Origin of the sequence: Streptomyces sp. NPDC058579 (assembly GCF_042718575.1) — a bacterium.
Classification (GTDB): Bacteria; Actinomycetota; Actinomycetes; order Streptomycetales; family Streptomycetaceae; genus Streptomyces.
In genome coordinates, this window is record NZ_JBHXPI010000002.1 from 494881 (window position 1) to 511896 (window position 17016).

Here is a 17016-nt window from a genome sequence, read left to right on the forward strand (position 1 = left end):
GGGGCGGGAGTTCAGTGAGGTGATCCCGAGGCTGCGTGCCCGTCGCCGTGCCCGTCCGCGTGGCCGCCGCTCAGACCCAGTTGATCTCCGCACGCGCCAGCAGTGGATCGTCGATCAGCTCCCACAGGGGTACGGCGACGTTGCCGAGGCGGTAGCGGCCGCCGAAGTGCAGCGCCAGGACGCGGTGGTCCGTGAGGTCGAAGACCGGGGAGCCGCTGTTGCCGCCGAGGGTCGAGCAGTCGTGCTTCATCACCAGGCCGCCGGGGGCGAACTCCGTCGCCGTGCCCGGCTGGAGGCGCTTGACGTTGTAGATGTCCATGAAGATCCGGCGCATCGACTCCGGCTCGTTGCGGCGCCCGTCCCAGGCCGGGTACCCCACCACGTACACCGGCCGTCCCGGCACGTCGGCGGGTGCGTCGGCGGCCACGGCGAGCGGGCTCGGCAGCGGGGCGCCGTTCGGCGGCTCGATCCGCAGGAGGGCCATGTCGACGTCCGGATGGATGCCGATCACCTCGGTCACCTCGTACGCGGGCATCCCCGACCCCGCCCCGAGGCCCGGCCCCGCCGCGGGTGCGGCGGCCAGCTCCTCGCCCGGGTCGACGCGCGCGGACATGCCCTGCTGGAAGGACCAGCCCGCGTCCTCGGCGCGGCTGAACTCCACCGCCACGTGCCGGTTCGTCATCACCGTCCGCGGTCCCACCAGGAAGGCCGTGCCGACCCAGTCGAGGTTCGGGTGGCCGGTCACCTCGACCCGGCCCACGCGGGCGATCGACTCGCGGATCGCGTCCCGTCCGGCCTCCAGGACCGACCAGTCGCCTTCCTGGGCGGCGAAGTTCTGCCCCTGCACCAGGATCGCGGGCCTGCCCTCCAGGAGGACGATCGCCTCCACGCCGAAGTACTCGTCCTCGTCGATCTCGTCCGCCCGGTTCGCGGCGAGCTTCTCCAGGCCGGCGACCCCCGCCTCCAGGACCCGGGCCCGTTCCTCCTGCGCGAAGCGGGAGATCTGGCCGGCCGGTGCCTGGTCGGGCGGCAGCTCCGCCGCCGATTCGGAGATCTCCGCCTCCAGGTGCCGGCGCACCCGCGCGGCGACGCCCGCCAGGTCGTCGAAGACCCGCTCGGGGCCGGTCGCGACCGGTGATCCGTACGCGTTCAGCGTCTTCATCTCACACCTCACCTCACCTCACGTCACGCTCACGCGGCCCACATGTGGGTCTCGGGGCCTGGCACCACCTGTGCGGCGCCGATCTCCTCGTACAACTCCGGTGCGGTCTCCTTCAGATGGGCCAGGATCCGGCTCATCTGGGTGCCGACGTTCACGAACGCCGTCGTCCTGCCCTGGTAGTGGACCTCCTCGACCCGGCGGGTGCCGCGATGGAGCGCCACGACCGTCCAGTCGTCCGTGAAGACAGGTGAACCGGACGAGCCGCTGCGGGTGTCGGTGAAGTACCGCAGGTCCCGCTCGTCCGCCTCGAAGACGAGGTTGTTGCGCAGCGCCACCCGCTTGGGCTGCCCGCCGGGGTGCTGGATGATGTTGACCGCGACCGGTTCGGCGCCGGTCAGGAGCAGCGGGGCGGTCGCCACCCGGAGCACCGGGCGGGGCGGCAGCCCGGGCGAGAGCCGCATCAGCGCGAAGTCGAGGGTCTCGTCCCAGGCGACGAGGGCGCCCGCCGTGGCCTCCACGGTCTCCGCCTCGTCGGCGCCGTAGTCGAACCGCGAGCGAGAGTTGCGCACCTGGAGCTGGAGGTCGTCGTCGGCGACCCGGAGCACCGCCCCGGGCGAGCGGGTACGGGCGTTCACGACGTGGTGGTTGGTGATCAGGAGCTCGGGGGTGATGAGCCAGCCGGTGCCCGCGTGCGGGTAGGCGGGCTGGAGCGGGCGGCCCGACTCGAAGGGCGGGACCTTCAGCCGGGCGACCGACGAGCCGGCGAGGACGCCGCCCTGCAGGAACTCGAACGGCACGGTGTCGTCCCGGAAGATGATCTCCTCCTTGGTCTCGGCCGGCAGCGTCCCGGCGGGCAGGTCCGGCTCCCCGGCGGCGTCCCGCGCCACGTCGTCGAGCGCCCGCTGGAGGACCGTGAGCGGGGCCGCGTCGACGGTCTGGGCGATCGCGTTGTGCAGCCAGACCTCCAGCGGAACCGTTCCGTCGATCAACCGCTCCACCTGGTTCATCACGTCCAGGTCGGAGTGCATCTGACGCAGCGGGGTGTCCATCGCGGGCAGACTGGCCCGGAAGTGCGCGGTCGTCCCCGCGAACAGCAGCCGCCGCACCCCGTCCTCGGCGAGCCCCGCGTCCAGGGCCGCGTTGCGGACGCGGACGAGGTCCTCGGCGGAGAGGTACGGCTGCCCTCGGACGGCTCCCTCGGTCGCCGCGGGCGGGGGCTGCGACCAGACGCCCCGGCCGTCCCCGGGCTCCTCGGCGGGCCCACGAGGCGGGGTGCCCGCGTCCATGGCGGCGGCGACGCCCTCGACCAGGTCACCGCTGGCGTCGCGGAGCGTGAGGGCCCGCCAGGCGACGCTGTCGAGCGTCCCGCGCTCGCGCGCCTCGCGCAGCGCCCGCTCCACCTCCGCCCGTGTCATCCGGGCGGTGTGCGGGATCGCGTGGCTGCCCGTCGACGTCCTCGTCGCGGCGGGGACGGTCCCGGCGGTCCCGAAGGGGACGGCCGCAGTGGGGGCATCGGTCGCGGCGGCCGTCGTCGCGCGGGTGCCGGACGCCGACTCCAGGATCCGGATCAGGGGTTCGCGCAGCTGCGGTTCGTCGGTCATCGCCGTGTCGATCCAGCGGGCCAGGGCGTCGACGACCGCCTCGTCGTCGGCCGGAAGTCCCACGAGCCGCAGCGTGTGCTCCAGGAGCTCGGGATCGACCCGGGAGGCCGTGGCCGCCGCCGCCCGGGCGAGGGCGGGCTGCCGGGCCAGCTCCTCGTCCGGCATGCCGCGCAGCGTCAGGGCGAGGCGGCCGTCCATCTCGGCCGAACCCTCGTCCGACAGCGCCGCCAGGCGCGAGCGGGCCACCAGGACGCCCATCGACTCGTGCGCGAGACCGAGCCCGGCCGCGACGTCCTCCGCCTCCTGGAGGTCGTGGTCCGCGTCCGTGAGGTCGCCCTCGTCCTGGGCGAGTCGCGCGGACATCTGGAGCAGTTCGAGGCGGGTCCGCGCGCACCCCGCCTCGGCCGCCAGGTCCACAGCCTGCTCGGCGGTCTCCCGGGCCTCCGTGACCCGCCCGGACCGCGCCAGGGTCTCCACCAGCTGCCCGTGCAGCCGGCTGCACGGCGTCCAGGGCCGCCGCTCGGCCAGCCGCTCCACCGCCGCCTCCACGTACCCCTGGGTGAGCAGGTCCTCGACCTCGCGCGCGGCGATCCGCTCCCAGTCCTCCTGGTCGGCCTCGGCCATGATCCGGTCGGGTACGTGTCCGCCGAGCTTTCCAAGGAGGAAGGCTGCCGAGCGGGGTGGCATGTCGCGGTCCGCGCCGGCCAGGTAGGGGGCCACACCCGGCTCCCAACGCCGTTCCACCGCACGGGGGTTCTGGCCCAGGCGAAGGCGGTGGTAGATCTCCTCGGCGCGCGCGGCGGGACCCTCGCGGGCGGCGTGGAACTCCACGGCCAGATGGTCGACGGCCCGCATCAGGTCCGTCCGCGCGCTGTCCGAGAGCCGCAGCATGATCGAGCGCAGATCCGCCCGGTGCCGTACGGCCTGCGGCCCCGCCGGTTCCATCAGGTCGAGCCGCGAGACCAGCCGGCCGAAGAGCACGCGGGCCTCCTGGTCCGAGCCGACCTCCAGTCCTGCCGGTTCGGCGAGGACGTCCCTGACCAGCTCCGGGGTGATCACCCGCAGCGCCAGGCCCGCCTGCACGAGGACGCGGACCGCTTCGTCCGCGATGTGGTTGAGGATGCGGTCGTACAGCGTGCCCTGGATGAGCATCTGGTCGACCTGGTGGTGGAAGTACCGGCGGCGCGAGGGCAGGCTGCGCAGCAGGTCGCCGAGCGGTTCGGACCCCGCGCCGAGCAGGACGGTGGTCCGTGCTGCGAGCTTGAGGCTGAGCGGATGGCCGCCGATCCGGTCCACGAGGTCCCGGGCGACGGCCTCGTCGTCGACCCCGCAGGACATCAGCAGGTCCAGGGACGCCTGCTGGTCCAGCTCGCCCAGCTCCATGGTGCGCGGCGTGAGCACCTTCGCCGGGTGGTCGATGGGGGCGCGCCCGGCGACGAGGAACCGCAGCCGGGGGTACGCGGCGCGCAGCGCCGACCAGATGGCCCACATCCGGCCGAGGACCGGGGAGCCCCGGTACTGGGCCTCCTCGAAGGAGTCGTAGGCGACCACCAGCGGGGGAGCGTCCTCGCCGGCCGGGGTGTCGACCGCGTCGGCGACCAACTCGGCCACCTGCCGGGCCAGTTCCTGCTCGCGGGCGCTGGCCCGGGAGTGGAACCCGGCCGAGTAGTCGCGGCCGAGCGTCGCGCGGGTCGCGGACAGCTGGTACAGCTCGTCGAGCTGGTTCCGTTCGCCCCGCTGGGAGGCCGCGGTCTCCTCGCACTCGTCGGCGAGGGCGTCGAACTCGGCCCGGCGGGCGGGGTACTGGACGCCGAGCTGGCGTGCGAACTCGGCGAGCACCGTGGCCGGTTCGTGGATGGAGAGCGTCGGGCGCGCGAAGTCGATGAAGACGAAGGGGAATCCGGTCGGGGAGTCGCGGAGGCTCTCGACGAAGAAGGTGGCGAGCAGGGTGCTCTTGCCGATGCCGCCCACCCCGTGGATGAGGACGGGCGGCTCGGCCGGTTCGGAGGGCAGCGCGATGTACGCGCGCAGGGCGTCGAGCTCACGCTGCCGCCCGTGGACCGGGCCCTCGATCAGCCGTTGCAGGGGTTCGAGCAACCGGGCCCGCTCCAGGCGGTGTTGAACGTCGTCGACGTCCGGAAGGCCGGCGATGCCGGGGACCTGGCGCAGCCACAGGACCGCCCGCAGGGTGTCGCAGAGCCCCTCGACCCCGAGCGCGTCGAGGTCGGCGGGGACGCCGGACAGCAGGGCGAGCGCGGCGCGCTCGGTGCCGAGCCCGTCGTGGCCCGGGCTGTCGCAGGGGCCTCCGTGGGCCGGTACGCAGTGCTCCGGCGAGGCACCTTCCGTACGGGGCCCGGCAGGCAGGGTGCCGATGGTGGCCTCCAGGGCGCGCCGGGCGTCCTCGGGAGCCGCGAACGCGCTCAGCGTCTCCTCGCGCACCTCCGGCTTCAGGACCCAGGTCTGCGTGGGGTGCGAGGCCAGCGCGGTGCAGTCGTCGACGAGGGTGAGCACGGCCCGCCCCGTGGGGGCGCTCTCGCCGGGCAGCCGCAGCAGGGCGGGGTCGAACTCGTCCAGGAGGCAGGCCGCCTCCCGGTAGGCCCTGCGCAGCTCCGGCAGCGTGGCGGCGGGCGCAGGCTGGGCGGCCGTGCTGTGCAGAGCCAGCTCGAGCTGCTCGGGGGCGTCGTCGCCGGGGGCGAGGTCGCGGGAGAGCCGTACCGTCTCCTCCACCGCCGTGCAGACCCGGCGCATGTAACTGTCCGTGGAATCCGCCGAGTCGACCGCGTGCACCACCCCGGTCACCGCCACATCCACCAGGCGGGCCAGTGTCGCGGGGTCCGGCGGGGGCCGGTCCAGGGTGAAGAACTCCCGGAAGAACGCACGCAGATCGTCCTCGGTGACCACGCGGGCCGTGTCGCGGCACTCGTTCTTCCGTATGTCGTAAGGGAGTTGACGCATCGTGGGGGAGTAGCCGAGGAGGACGAGCCGGGGTACGGAGTCCTGGCGTACCGGTGTGTGCTCGTAGACGGCGAGGGCGAGCTTGCCGACGCAGTCCCAGACGTCCGAGGTCGGGTCGAGCTTGTCGCACTCGTCGAGCACCAGCCAGAAGCGTTCCTCGGCGGCCGTCGCCCAGCTCACGATCCGGTGCACGGCGTCGTCGATGGAGGACAGTGGATCGTTCAACTGTGTGGGGTTCAAAGGCGACCGGTCCGCCCCGGGACCCGCGACGAACTCGGTGAGCCGCTCCACGAGCCGCGCCGCCGTCGTCGTCCGCGAGAGTGTGATCCGTACCGGACGGAACCCGCAGTGCTGCCCGAGGTGGCGGATCAGCCGGTACGAGTACGAGCGCCCGCTGTCCTGCTCGCCGTCCACCACGAGCACCGTCTGCTCCGGGTCGGCGACGAACCCGCGGAGCTTCTCGCGCAGCTCGGCCCGGTCGATGAACACCTCGGTCCCGTTCGCGAGCACCAGCGTGCCGAACGGGTCGCGCGCCGAACGCAGCAGCTCCTCGTCCTCCCTCAGCCGCCGCAGCAGGCTCCGCGCCTCGGCGTTCCCGGCCGCCGTGAGCGCGTCGAGCCCGGTCAGGGCGTCGAGCAGCGCGCGCTGATGGGCGATGTCCTTGCGCGCCCCGGCGACCACCAGACGCGCGTTCGCGTCGCGGTCCGGCGTGAGCACGAGGGCCCCGACGAATTCCGGTGAAAGTCCGACGCCCCGCAGCCGGCCGACCGGGTCCGGGGTGTCGAGAAGGTACTCACGCACCCATGTGGTGACGAGTCCCCACTCCGTATCGGTGAGCGGCATACCGCACCTGCCCGGCGGTCCCGACTACTCCTGCTGTCATCGTTTCATCGGGCACGGGTGGTGGCAAACGGGCGACGGGCCGAGCCGGACACGCGCGACAGGCCGATCCCGACACGGGAGCCGCCCGGCCTCCGGGGTCAGCCGTGCAGCACGATCTCGTCGAGCGACTCGAGGCGTCGCCAGCGGTCCTCCGGCGCCCGGAACGGTGGCATCAGATCGACGTCCGGCAGCGGTCCGAGATCCAGCTCGGTGAGTTCGGCGATGTCCGAGACCGGGACCTGGAAGGTCCGGAACGGGCCGAGCGGCGGCGGCGCGCCCGCCTTCGCCCCGGCGAGCGCCCGCTCGGCGTCGCGGCTCAGATCGGGGCTCTGGTCGAGGACGTACGCGGTCGAGGCCAGCGCCCCGTCCTGCATGAACGCGGCCACCTTCCAGAACCGCAACGGCACCTGGATCCCCCGGTAGGGCGGGTCGGAGTCGTGCAGCACCGGGCCCGTGAACACCGTGAGCCGCCGGTCGAACTCGGCCGCGTGGTCCAGGAGATGGTTCTCCAGACCCTGCCACAGCTGCTTGCCCTGATTGAAGACGTCCGCCTGCGGCGCCGCGTTCGTGTAGTGGAAGCTGTCGGTGTTGGCCAGGCCCGCGACCGCCGCCGTGCCCCACACCGGATCGAGCCGGCGGACCAGATGGCCCCGGTCGAGACTGTTGTTCTTGTAGACGTCGTTGCCCGCCTGCTGCTCCTCGGGCAGCCGCGGGTCGAACAGCCAGACGTCGTCCCGGGGTACGTCCTCGGCCAGTTGGCCGCCCTCGATGCAGACGGCGGTAGAGGCGGCGAGCCGCCGGTCGGGCCGGAAGACCACCGTGAAATGGGTGTACGGCAGGATCACCGTCTTCACGGCGGCGCGCACGGGCAGCGGCAGCGGCACGGTCGGCCCCAGGAAGTCCTCGTCGTAGCCGGTGCGGTCGGCGAGCGAGTCCTGGCGCGGCTTGCGCCCGCGCGGATGCGGTGCGGAAGGCGAGGGATCGGTCGGTTCCATACGATGTAAGTACCGCGCATGAAGGGTCGCGCTCGGCACCGGGCGCAGAGGCCACTCGATCAGCCGCCCCGGTGCTTCCCTCCCACCCTGTTGAAGGAGGCACCCCATGCCCGCCGGAATCTCCCTCCACGTCGGACTGAACAAGGTCGACCCCGCCCGTTACGAGGGCTGGGACGGCGCCCTCGTGGCCTGCGAGAACGATGCCCGGGACATGGCCGGTCTGGCCCGCGAAGCGGGCTTCTCCGACACCGTCCTGCTGACCCCCGACGGCACCGTCGACCAGGTCACCGCCGCGCTCCGCGAGGCCGCGGGGAGTCTCGGCCCCGGCGACATCATGCTCTTCACCTACTCGGGCCACGGCGGCCAGGTACCGGACGCCGCGGGGGACGACGAAGAGGCGGACGCCCTCGACGAGACCCTCGTGCTCTACGACCGCCAGTTCCTCGACGACGAGGTGAACCGGGAGTTCCGGGCCTTCGCTGACGGGGTGCGGATCGTCGCCCTCCTCGACTGCTGCCACAGCGGCACCGGCATCGAGGCGCCCGGGGACGCCCCGGGGGCCGCCGTCCGCCTGATGCCCCCCTTCCGGCAGCAGGAGATCTACGCGCGGGACCAGGGCTTCTTCGAGGAGCTGCAGCGCTCCCTCGCCAAGGACTCCCCGAACGGGGCGGGCGAAGCGGCGGCGCTCCTGATCTCGGGCTGCCAGGACAACCAGTTCTCCATGGACGGCGACCACAACGGCGCCTTCACGGCGGCCCTCCTGGAGGTCTGGGACCAAGGCGCCTTCCGCGGCGGCTACCGCTCCTTCCACCGCGCCATCCAGAGCCGGCTCCCGGCCACCCAGAGCCCCAACCTCTACACGACGGGAACCCCGCCCCCCCACCTTCCTGCGCCAGCGGCCCTTCACGGTCTGACCGGGCGAGGAGCGGACTCGACCAGCCTTCCTCAGCCGCGCAGCGCCGTCGCCAGCTGGGCCCGGGAGCGGACGTCCAGTTTCTGGTAGATGCGGGTGAGGCGCGCCTCGACCGTCTTCACGCTCAGATACAGCTTGGCCGCCGCCTCCTGGTTGCTGGCGCCCTGCCCGACCAGGTGGGCGAGCCGCAGCTCCGCGTCGGTCAGCGACGACAGCGCCGGTGAGGTGTCCTCCCCGGCCGGGGTCTCGCGCGTCAGCGCCAGCCAGGGGGCCGCCCCCGCCCGCTCGAACGCCGTGGCCGCCGCCTGCAGCGCGCTCTGCGCCGCCGAGCGGCGCCTGCGCCTGCGCTCCACCCGCGCCAGCGCGAACAGCGCCCGCCCGTGCTCCAGCGGCAGGCCCGCCGCCGCGAACCGCTCCGCCGTGCCGGTGAGCAGCTCCGCCGCCTCGTCCGTCCGCCCGCACCCGGCGAGGTGCAGCGCGTACGCCCGGTCGCAGCCGAGCAGTACGGTCGTACGGCCCAACTCCTCCGCCACCGGACGCACCCCGGCCAGCAGGTCCACCGCCTCCTGCGCGGCGTCGTTGGCGAGCAAGGCCTCCGCGAGCTCCTCGTGCCAGCGCAGCATCGACGGATCGACGGTCGACTGCGCCCGCTCGTTCGCCTGCACCCGGCGCAGGGTCTCGAGCGCCGAGGCGACATCCCCGTTGACCAACTGGACCCGCCCCAGGGCGTAGAGGCTGCGGGAGAGGAAGACCCGGTCGCCCTCCTCCTCCGAGGCCTGGACGCTGCGCCGGGCGTAGCTCGCGGCCCGCGCGAAGCTGCCGCCGGCCGTCTCCGCGAGCGCGAGCGTGTACCAGGCGGGCCCGGGGGAGAGGCCCGCCTCCAGGGTCAGCGCGAGCGACTGGCCCGCGTGCACGAGCGCCGCCGGACAGGCCCCGATCCGGGACTCGATCGCGGCGAGCGTGGAGAACAGCTCGATCGTGTCCTCCACCGAACCACGCCGCTGCACCAGCGGCAGCAGCGCGTTCAGCTGGTCACGGGCGTCCGTCAGCCGGTCGTCGAAGAGAGTGTGACGGATCGTCAGGATCTGGGCCGCGTTACGGATTCCGAGCGGACGCTCCGCCATCTCCAGGCCTCGCGCCTGCGCCAGGACCGACTCCGCGTCCGAGGCCCCGAGCGCCCGGTCCATCCGCGCCTGTACGGTCAGGGCCTGCGCTGCCGTCCGGGGATCTCCCACCGACGCGGCCAGCGCGGCCGATTCGACCGCGGCGGCCCGCGAGCGCAGCGGATCCCCGTCCGCAAGGACGTACTTGACGGCCAGTCGGAGGAGCACCCCGGCCCGCAGCGCGGTGTCGCCCTCCGAGTCCTCCATCGCGTGCACGTACATCTCGTCCAGACCCGTAAGCCCCTGCCCCGCCGTGTCCAGGACGGCGAGCCGGGCCCGTACCCGGTCGGACGGGGCCGCGTCGCGGGCCAGCAGATCGCTCGCCGCCCGCATCGCGAGGTCCGCCCGCGCGGCCCTGGCGGCCTCCTCGGCCGCGTCCACCAGGCGGGTGATCCGCTGCGCCGCGTGCTGGACGGGCGTCGACTCGGCGGCGAGCAGGGCCAGTTCGGCGGCGAGCGCGCTGTTGCCCCGCCGCCGCGCCAGATCGGCCGCGGCGGCGACCTCGGCCGCAAGCGCCTCGTCGGGGATGTCGGTGGCGAGCGCCCGGTGCCGTACCGCCTCGACCGAGTCGTCCACGACCCCGGCGAGCGCCGCGTGCCCGGCGCTGCGCTCCGCCCAGCAGGCGTCGTGCACGAGGGTGGAGGGGAGCAGCCCGGCGGTGAAGGCGACCGTGCCGTCCTCTGCGAGCGACACCAGGTCGGCCCGCTCGGCGGCGGCGAGGTCCGCCTCCGCGTTGGGGCGCCCGGCCCGCCGGATCAGCGCCGCCGTGGGGCGCAGGGCGAGGGCGGCGAGCAGCAGCGTCTCCCGTACGGCGGGCGGCGCGGCGCCGAGCAGCTGCCGCGCCAGATCGCGGGCCCGGCCGGACAGGGTCAGCGCCTCGGCGTGGTGGACGGGGGTGCGCGCGTCGGCGAGCGAGCGGCCCACGGCGAGCGCGAGGCGCGGGTTGCCGCCGCTCGCCTTGTGGATGCGGCCCGCCATCCGGGACGGCAGCCGGTGGTGGATGAGCAGTTCGGCGATCTCGTCGGCGTGCAGCGGCGGCACGAGCAGGATGTCGGCCTCCGACGGCACCCAGAGCCGGGTGTCGTGACTGTCCTCGGAGCCGTACGCCTCGGGGGTCTCGATCGCGATGACCCGCAGCGCGGGCGGGGCCAGGTGCAGGGCGAAACGCAGCAGGTCGGCGCTGTCGGCGTCGATGTGCTGCACGCCGTCGACGACGAGCAGCGCGGGGCCGCGGGCGGTGAGGGCCCGCAGGATCTGCGCGATGCCGAGGCGCAGCGCGATCGGGTCCCAGCCGCCGTCCTGCAGCGGCGCCTCCCGGCAGAGCATGGCGACCGCGGTCCGCTGCGGCCCGGGCAGCCCGTCGAACACCCCGGAGCCCAGATCGGTACGGGGCGAGGGCACCCGCGGCTTCGCGGCCGGGGCCTTCGACTCGGCCGGCGCCGTCGGGTCCGGGAGCCCCGGCCAGGTCACGGTCGCCGCCGCGGAGGCGACGAGGGCGGCCGCCGCCGCGCCCGGTATCTCGCGGTCGGCAGGCAGGGTCGCCAGCCACAGGACCGTTTCGCCCCGGGCCTCCGACCGGGCCGCCTCGGCGAGCGCGACCTCGGTCTTGCCGACGCCCGCGGTCCCCGTGAGGAACGCCCGGCCCCGTGAGTTGAGGACGCGTTCCAGCCGCGAGAGCAGTTCCTCGCGGCCCACCGGCGGCGGGGTTCCCCCCACGCCCGCGGGGCGCGGCGGAAGGTGCGGCGCTGTCGTCACCTGTCCACCCCCCTCCGGCACTCGGGGCCCGGCCCGTGAGCCCCGTGGGGCAGAGAATACGGAGCGTACCGGCGCAGTCCAGGCCCTTTGTCCGGCATACGGACAGCGCTTCGCCGCCATCACGCCAGGACGCGCCCGTGGTGTAGACCACGAGCGCGTCGCTGACCAGCAATGATGCTGATGTGGGGGGTGGTTCAGGTGGGGCTCAGAAGGTCAGGTTCCACGAGTTGATGTAGCCGGTGTCACCCGTGGCCACATCGCGGACCTGAAGCTTCCAGGCGCCGTTGGCGACCTCGCTGGACGCGTCGACGGTGTACGTGGTCACGACATCGTCGGCGCTGTCCGAGCTGGAGGAGGCCTTCAGGTTGCGCACCGTGCCGTCGGGGGCGATCAGGTCGATGACCAGGTCCCCGCGCCAGGTGTGCTTGATGTCCACGCCGACCTTGAGGGCGGCGGGGGCGTTGCCGGTGCGGCCGGTGACGGAGATCGTGGACGACACGGTGGTGTTGTCCGCGATCGTGACATCGGTCGCGTTCGTGAAGACGGTGCCCGTGGGCGGCGTCGTGGTGGTGACGGCGTTCACGGTCTTCGTGGCGTCGGCGATGCCGGCTCCGCAGCCGCCGGTGCAGGTGCCGGGCAGCGGGCGGGCGTTGGACTTGATCGCGGACTCGATCTCGGCCGGGGTGAGGCTCGTCTTCGCCGACTTCAGCAGCGCGGCCAGGCCGGCGATGTGCGGCGCGGCCATCGAGGTGCCCTGGTAGGGCGCGTAGTTCTCCGCCGACTGGGTCGTCGCGCCGGAGTTCAGCGTCGAGAGGATGCCGTTCTGCGGGGTCGTGACGGTGCCCGGAGTGTCGGTCCCGCGGCGGGTCTCGCCGCCCGGCGCGGCCACGTCCACGATGGAGCCGAAGTTCGAGTAGAACGAACGGTTGCCCTCGCGGCTGGTCGACGCCACGGTGATGACGTTCGAGCAGTTCGCGGGGGTGAAGCCGGAGGTGTTGGCGTTGCTGTTGCCCGCGGCGACGACGACGGTGGTACCGCGCGAGACGGCGCCGTTGATCGCGGTCTGGTAGACGCTCGGGCAGGTGGAACTGGCGCCGCCCAGGCTCAGGTTGATGACCTTCGCCGGGGTCGCGTTGGCGGCGACGCCCGGCACCGAGCCGCCGGACGCCCAGGTGATGGCGTCGGCGATGTCGGAGGAGGAACCGCCGCACTTGCCGAGCACGCGCACGGGCTGGATCTTCGCGTCGTACGCGATGCCCGCGATGCCCTTGGTGTTGTTGGTGACGGCGCCGATGGTGCCCGCCACGTGGGTGCCGTGCCAGGAGGAGTTGGAGGCCGGGGAACCGAGCCCGCACTCGTTGGCGGTGGCGTTCCAGTCGCCCTCGTCCTTGGCGTTCGCGTCACGGCCGTTGCCGTCGCGGGCGTCCGCCGAGTCGGAGATGAAGTCGTACCCGTTGACGACGTTGGTCGCGAGGTCCGTGTGGGCCGCGTAGCCGGTGTCGATGACGGCGACGGTCACGCCGGAGCCGGTCGTCTTGTCCCAGGCGGTCGGGACGTTCATGCCGCCGGTGGCCTCGAAGAGGTCCCACTGCTTGGCGTACTCGGTGTCGTTCGGGGTGACCGCCATCGCGTAGGCACGGATGTCGGGCTCGACCGAGGCGACCTGCGGGTCGGCGCGGAACGCGGCCATGACCTCGGTGACGTCCTGCTTGGTGGCGCTGCCACCCAGGTCGACAAGGGCGGCACCGCCGGCGAGGCGGCGCTCGAAGGCGAGGCTCTCGCCGGTCTTGGCGGCCTTGGCCCGAGCGTCGGTCTTGGCCGCGTCGTTGGAGCCGGCCTCCGCGGTCTTGGACTTGTAGGTGACGATGACCTTCTCGACCGGAGCGCTGGGCAGCGCGGTCATCGCCTGCGCGGCCGGAGCGGGCTTCGGCGTGACAGCGGCCGGGGCGGCGGCGAACGCCCCGGTGGACGTGGCAGCGGCGCCGATGATCGCGGCACTCGCGACCACGACGGATATGACTCTCCGCCTGGAACTGTTCAATGTGTTCCCTTTCAAGCACGACGTGGGTGCGGAGCAGTGGCGGCGGCGCGGGAGCCACGGGGCGAAGTGGGGTCGCTGTCCGTCGGTCCCTGGGCTTGGGGGGCCCGTGCGCCGCCACCGGCGACGCGACGGCCCGGGTCAAGGCCGCCACCGGCGGACATTACCCACCGCTCCACATGGACCTGTCAGTCGGGTGGGTCGTGGAGGGCGGGGATCTGCCGGTGCGGCAGACAGTAGGGAACGACGAGATGAACCCGATACGGGGAAAACCCTTGTCGCCCCCCGAGGGGGGTGGGGGAGGGCCCGGCGGGGAGCCCGAGGGGGCGGGCGGGAGTGGGGAGGGGGAGGGCGGGGAAGGGGACGGAAATGTCGGCCCAGGGTTGCCCGTACTGGGGCCCCGTATTACCCCGTGATCGGGCCCCGTATTAGAGGACGGGCCCGGTGCTGGGGGGCGGGCGTCACCCGCGTCCGAAGGTGCGGACGGCGGTGACGGAGCTCACGGCGCGGACCGCCCTGACGGCGCTGACCGCGCTCGCGCCGCCGCCCGGCGTCAGCCGAGTTCGAGGGTCGTGACGCCGAAGACCCGCTCGCGCGCGATCGGCCGGACCGGCCCGGTGTACATCCGCGCTGTCTCGAACGTCGACTCCAGGCCCCGGTCGAGCGCGAGCCGGACCGCCTCCGGATTGGCCTCCGGCATGTCGATCGAGATCCGGGCCGAGCCGAACGCCCGCGCCTCGGCGGCGAGGGCGTCGAGGAGGGCCGCCGCGTCGGCCGGCGTGTCGGCGAACAGGGGTCCCACGCGCGCCTCGTCCTCGGCCGGGCGCACCACGCCGTACCCCGTCAGGCGCCCGTCGACGACCCGCGCCAGGGCCCGGTGGCCGGGGGTGGCCAGCCACGCGGCGAGGAAACGGGGGCGCTCGGCGTGGTGGCAGACGCTGTCGTACGCGGCGAGGGCGGCGGGGCCGACGTCGAGGGCCGGGACGATGTGCGCGTCGGGGGCGTCGGATGCGCCGGGGGAACCGGGGGACTCCGGGGCACTCGGCTCACCGACGTACCGTGCCGTGCGGTGGGCGGAGGAGAAGCCGGAGCGGCGGTAGTTGTCCTGCTGGTCCGGCACCCCGTCGAGCCCGACGGACCGGTCGCCGGCGTGTGCCAGCGCGGTGCGCCAGGTCGCGAGCCCGTGGCCGAGGCCGCGCAGGTCGGGGCGGACGAGGTAGAAGCCGAGGAAGGCGTACCGGTCGCTGTAGTTGACGACCGAGATCGCCGAGACGGGCTCGCCGTCGACCCGCCCGAGGAAGAACCCCTCGGGGTCCTGGGCGAAGAACGGGACCGCGTCCGCCACGCCCGGGTTCCAGCCCTCGTCGACGCACCACCGCCGTACGACCGCCCAGTCCTGGAGCGTCGCGCGGGAGACCTGGAGGGAGCCGGTGGCGGGGAGCGTCATGGGGTTCCTTCGGCGGCCGAGGGAGTGTCAGAACCGGGCAAAGCGAGTATCAGAACCGGGCAAAGCGCCCCGAGCATAGCGAGCCGGCGGCCCACCCGACGCCCGCGACGACGGTTTCCGGCCGCGCTCCGTCCCGCACTCAGCCCACGAGTCGCAAGGTCGTCGCGGCGACGCCCACGCGGATCGTCTGGCCCCACGTCAGGTCCAAAGTGTCCGATTCCATGCCGTCGCCGAAGGCGACCATGCGGTCCGACTCCACGGTGAGGCGGAGCGACGTACCCGGGATCAGGGCGCCCTCGACGCGCGTCGTGCCCGTCGTCGGGGAGGGCCAGGCCTCGCGGACGAACCAGGCGAGGCGGCGGGCCGAGGGGCCGGGGAGCGACAGTTCGCTGGAGCGCTCGTGCCACAGGGAGCGCAGCCAGCCCGTCGCCCCCGTGCCCGTACCGACCAGGACGCCCGAGGACGCCTGCGGTTCGGGCGGCGCCTCGGCGCCCTCGACCGTGAGGGTGTAGCGCGCGGTCTGGTGACTCGGCGGGCCGAGGTAGATCTCGTTGAGGGCGAGGAGCCGCTGCGCGTCGTCCGTCACCGCCTCCACCATCGTGAGCTCGTCGGCCCCGGCCGCCGGGGCGGCCGCCGCCCTCAGCAGCGCCGCCGCGTCCGCCGCCCGGTGCCGGACGAGCACGCCCGGGTTCCGGCCCGGGTCGGTGTCGACGCCGACGACCGGCTGCCCTGACAGGTACTTGGCGGCATTGGCCACCAGGCCGTCCTGCCCGACGACCACCAGGACGTCCTCGGGGCCGAAGAGGAACCGGTCCAGGTCCGCGCGCTCCACCCGCGCCTGCCGCCACGACAGCGGCACGGCCGCCGCCACCTCCGTGAGCGCCTGCCGGTTCCGCTCGTACCGCCGCCGTACGTCCTCGATGCTCCGACCCCGGCTCGACAGGAAGAACGCCGCCTGCCCGTGCGTACCGTGCCGCGCGAGCAACTCCTCGTACTCCGTGGTGCGGTGCACGAGCACCGCGCGCGGCGCCAGGCTCACGACGACGCCCCGCCCGTCCCGCCGCCGCCGGCCAGCCGGCCGAGGAGTGTGGTCAGGACGTCCGGGGAGATCGTGACGCTCTCGATCCGCGGCAGGTTCGCCGCCGCCGCGGTCGCCGCGAGGGCGTGCAGCGTGCCCGGGTCGACCTCCGCGTGCACCCGGAGCCAGGCCGCCTGGGCCGCCGCCTGCGCCTCGCCGACCTCGCGCGCCGCCTCGGCCTCGGCCCGCGCGAGCCGGACCTTCCGTACCGCCTCGGCCTCCGCCCGTACGGAGTCGGCGGCGGCGCTCTCCTCCGCCTCGCGCCGCGCGTTGGTGCCGCGCTGGTCGACGAGGCGCTCCTCCTGCCGGGCCAGTTCGATCTTGCTGGCGAGCTCGTTCTCGGCGATGGTCCGCTCGCGCTCGACGGCCACGGCGCGGCGCTCGTAGGTCGCGCGGTCCGCCTCCTGCTGGATCTGCTCGCGCGCCGGGGTGCGCAGCGCCCGCTCGACCTCCGGCTCCGGACGGATCGCCACCACCCGTACCGCCACCACCTCGATCCCGGTGGCGGGCAGCCGCGGCTCGGCCGCGAGCCCGTCCGTGATCCGGTCCCGTACCGCCGCCACGCCGTCGACGAGAGCCGCCGCCAGCGGGGTCCGGGCCAGGACGTCGAGCGCGTGCTGCTGGGCCGTCTCGGTCAGCAGGGTGGCGATCTGTTCGAGGGGCGCGCCGCGCCAGGCGCCGGTGTCCGGGTCGATGGAGAAGTCGAGCCGGGTGGCCGCCGCGTCCGGCTCGCCGATGCGGTACGTGACGGTGGACTGGACGCTCACGTCCTGGAAGTCGGCGGTACGGGCGTGGAAGGCCATCGCCAGCTCGCGGTCGTTCACCGGCACTTCGGAGAGCGCGGCGGAGAGTGAGCGGTACCAGAAACTGAGCCCCGTGCCGTCGTGGACGAGGCGTCCGCGCCGGTGGTGGCGGATGTGCGCGGTCGGTGCGGACCGCAGGTGGCGCCAGCCGGCGCGGCGGGTGATGTCGGCCATGAGAAACTCCCCCTTGTCGTCATGTTGACGATAGGGGGCGGGACTCTTTT

At 73.8% G+C, this 17016-nt stretch carries 9 protein-coding genes; 1 reads left to right on the top strand and 8 read right to left on the bottom strand.

Features of this window, described 5'->3' with window-relative positions; all coding sequences use genetic code 11:
• Positions 1 to 70: 70 nt before the first annotated feature.
• The 3 genes from ACFWRO_RS05080 to ACFWRO_RS05090 all read right to left on the bottom strand — a co-directional run bounded on the left by ACFWRO_RS05080 (position 71) and on the right by ACFWRO_RS05090 (position 7595).
• Positions 71 to 1162: a trypsin-like serine peptidase gene (locus tag ACFWRO_RS05080; RefSeq protein WP_384504402.1), complete on the bottom strand. Its 1092-nt coding sequence runs from the start codon at positions 1160 to 1162 to the stop codon at positions 71 to 73.
• Positions 1163 to 1191: 29 nt separating this feature from the next.
• Entirely contained in the window at positions 1192 to 6561 is a 5370-nt protein-coding gene (locus ACFWRO_RS05085) for a trypsin-like peptidase domain-containing protein (protein WP_384504404.1), read from the bottom strand.
• Positions 6562 to 6698: 137 nt separating this feature from the next.
• The gene (locus ACFWRO_RS05090) at positions 6699 to 7595 is read right to left on the bottom strand and encodes a DNA/RNA non-specific endonuclease (protein ID WP_384504406.1); all 897 of its coding nucleotides are present in this window, start codon (positions 7593 to 7595) and stop codon (positions 6699 to 6701) included.
• A gap of 106 nt (positions 7596 to 7701) precedes the next feature.
• On the opposite strand from ACFWRO_RS05090, the gene ACFWRO_RS05095 reads away from it, so the two are divergent.
• Positions 7702 to 8598 carry a caspase domain-containing protein gene (locus ACFWRO_RS05095; protein WP_384504408.1) on the top strand — a complete coding sequence of 299 codons (897 nt, stop codon included), beginning with the start codon at positions 7702 to 7704 and terminating at the stop codon, positions 8596 to 8598.
• On the opposite strand, the gene ACFWRO_RS05100 is transcribed toward ACFWRO_RS05095, so the two are convergent.
• The 5 genes from ACFWRO_RS05100 to ACFWRO_RS05120 all read right to left on the bottom strand — a co-directional run bounded on the left by ACFWRO_RS05100 (position 8541) and on the right by ACFWRO_RS05120 (position 16966).
• Complete coding sequence (locus ACFWRO_RS05100; RefSeq protein ID WP_384504409.1) at positions 8541 to 11426, bottom strand: AAA family ATPase; 2886 nt, start codon at positions 11424 to 11426, stop codon at positions 8541 to 8543. The genes ACFWRO_RS05095 and ACFWRO_RS05100 overlap by 58 nt on opposite strands.
• Before the next feature lie 205 nt (positions 11427 to 11631).
• Positions 11632 to 13329, bottom strand: a complete 1698-nt coding sequence (locus ACFWRO_RS05105) for a S8 family serine peptidase (RefSeq protein WP_384504517.1) — start codon at positions 13327 to 13329, stop codon at positions 11632 to 11634.
• A gap of 688 nt (positions 13330 to 14017) precedes the next feature.
• Complete coding sequence (locus ACFWRO_RS05110) at positions 14018 to 14911, bottom strand: GNAT family N-acetyltransferase (protein ID WP_384504411.1); 894 nt, start codon at positions 14909 to 14911, stop codon at positions 14018 to 14020.
• Between the two features lie 139 nt (positions 14912 to 15050).
• Positions 15051 to 15950, bottom strand: coding sequence for a hypothetical protein (locus ACFWRO_RS05115; protein ID WP_384504413.1), 900 nt, complete (start codon positions 15948 to 15950; stop codon positions 15051 to 15053).
• The gene (locus tag ACFWRO_RS05120; RefSeq protein ID WP_384504414.1) at positions 15947 to 16966 is read right to left on the bottom strand and encodes an SPFH domain-containing protein; all 1020 of its coding nucleotides are present in this window, start codon (positions 16964 to 16966) and stop codon (positions 15947 to 15949) included. Before ACFWRO_RS05120 ends, ACFWRO_RS05115 begins: the two co-directional genes overlap by 4 nt.
• Positions 16967 to 17016 lie beyond the last annotated feature (50 nt).

Bases quoted from the DNA above. Each gene is read 5' to 3' on its own strand.
- ACFWRO_RS05080 (WP_384504402.1), bottom strand. From the start codon at position 1,162: ATGAAGACGCTGAACGCGTACGGATCACCGGTCGCGACCGGCCCCGAG.
- ACFWRO_RS05085 (WP_384504404.1), bottom strand. From the start codon at position 6,561: ATGCCGCTCACCGATACGGAGTGGGGACTCGTCACCACATGGGTGCGT.
- ACFWRO_RS05090 (WP_384504406.1), bottom strand. From the start codon at position 7,595: ATGGAACCGACCGATCCCTCGCCTTCCGCACCGCATCCGCGCGGGCGC.
- ACFWRO_RS05095 (WP_384504408.1), top strand. From the start codon at position 7,702: ATGCCCGCCGGAATCTCCCTCCACGTCGGACTGAACAAGGTCGACCCC.
- ACFWRO_RS05105 (WP_384504517.1), bottom strand. From the start codon at position 13,329: ATGACCGCGCTGCCCAGCGCTCCGGTCGAGAAGGTCATCGTCACCTAC.
- ACFWRO_RS05110 (WP_384504411.1), bottom strand. From the start codon at position 14,911: ATGACGCTCCCCGCCACCGGCTCCCTCCAGGTCTCCCGCGCGACGCTC.
- ACFWRO_RS05120 (WP_384504414.1), bottom strand. From the start codon at position 16,966: ATGGCCGACATCACCCGCCGCGCCGGCTGGCGCCACCTGCGGTCCGCA.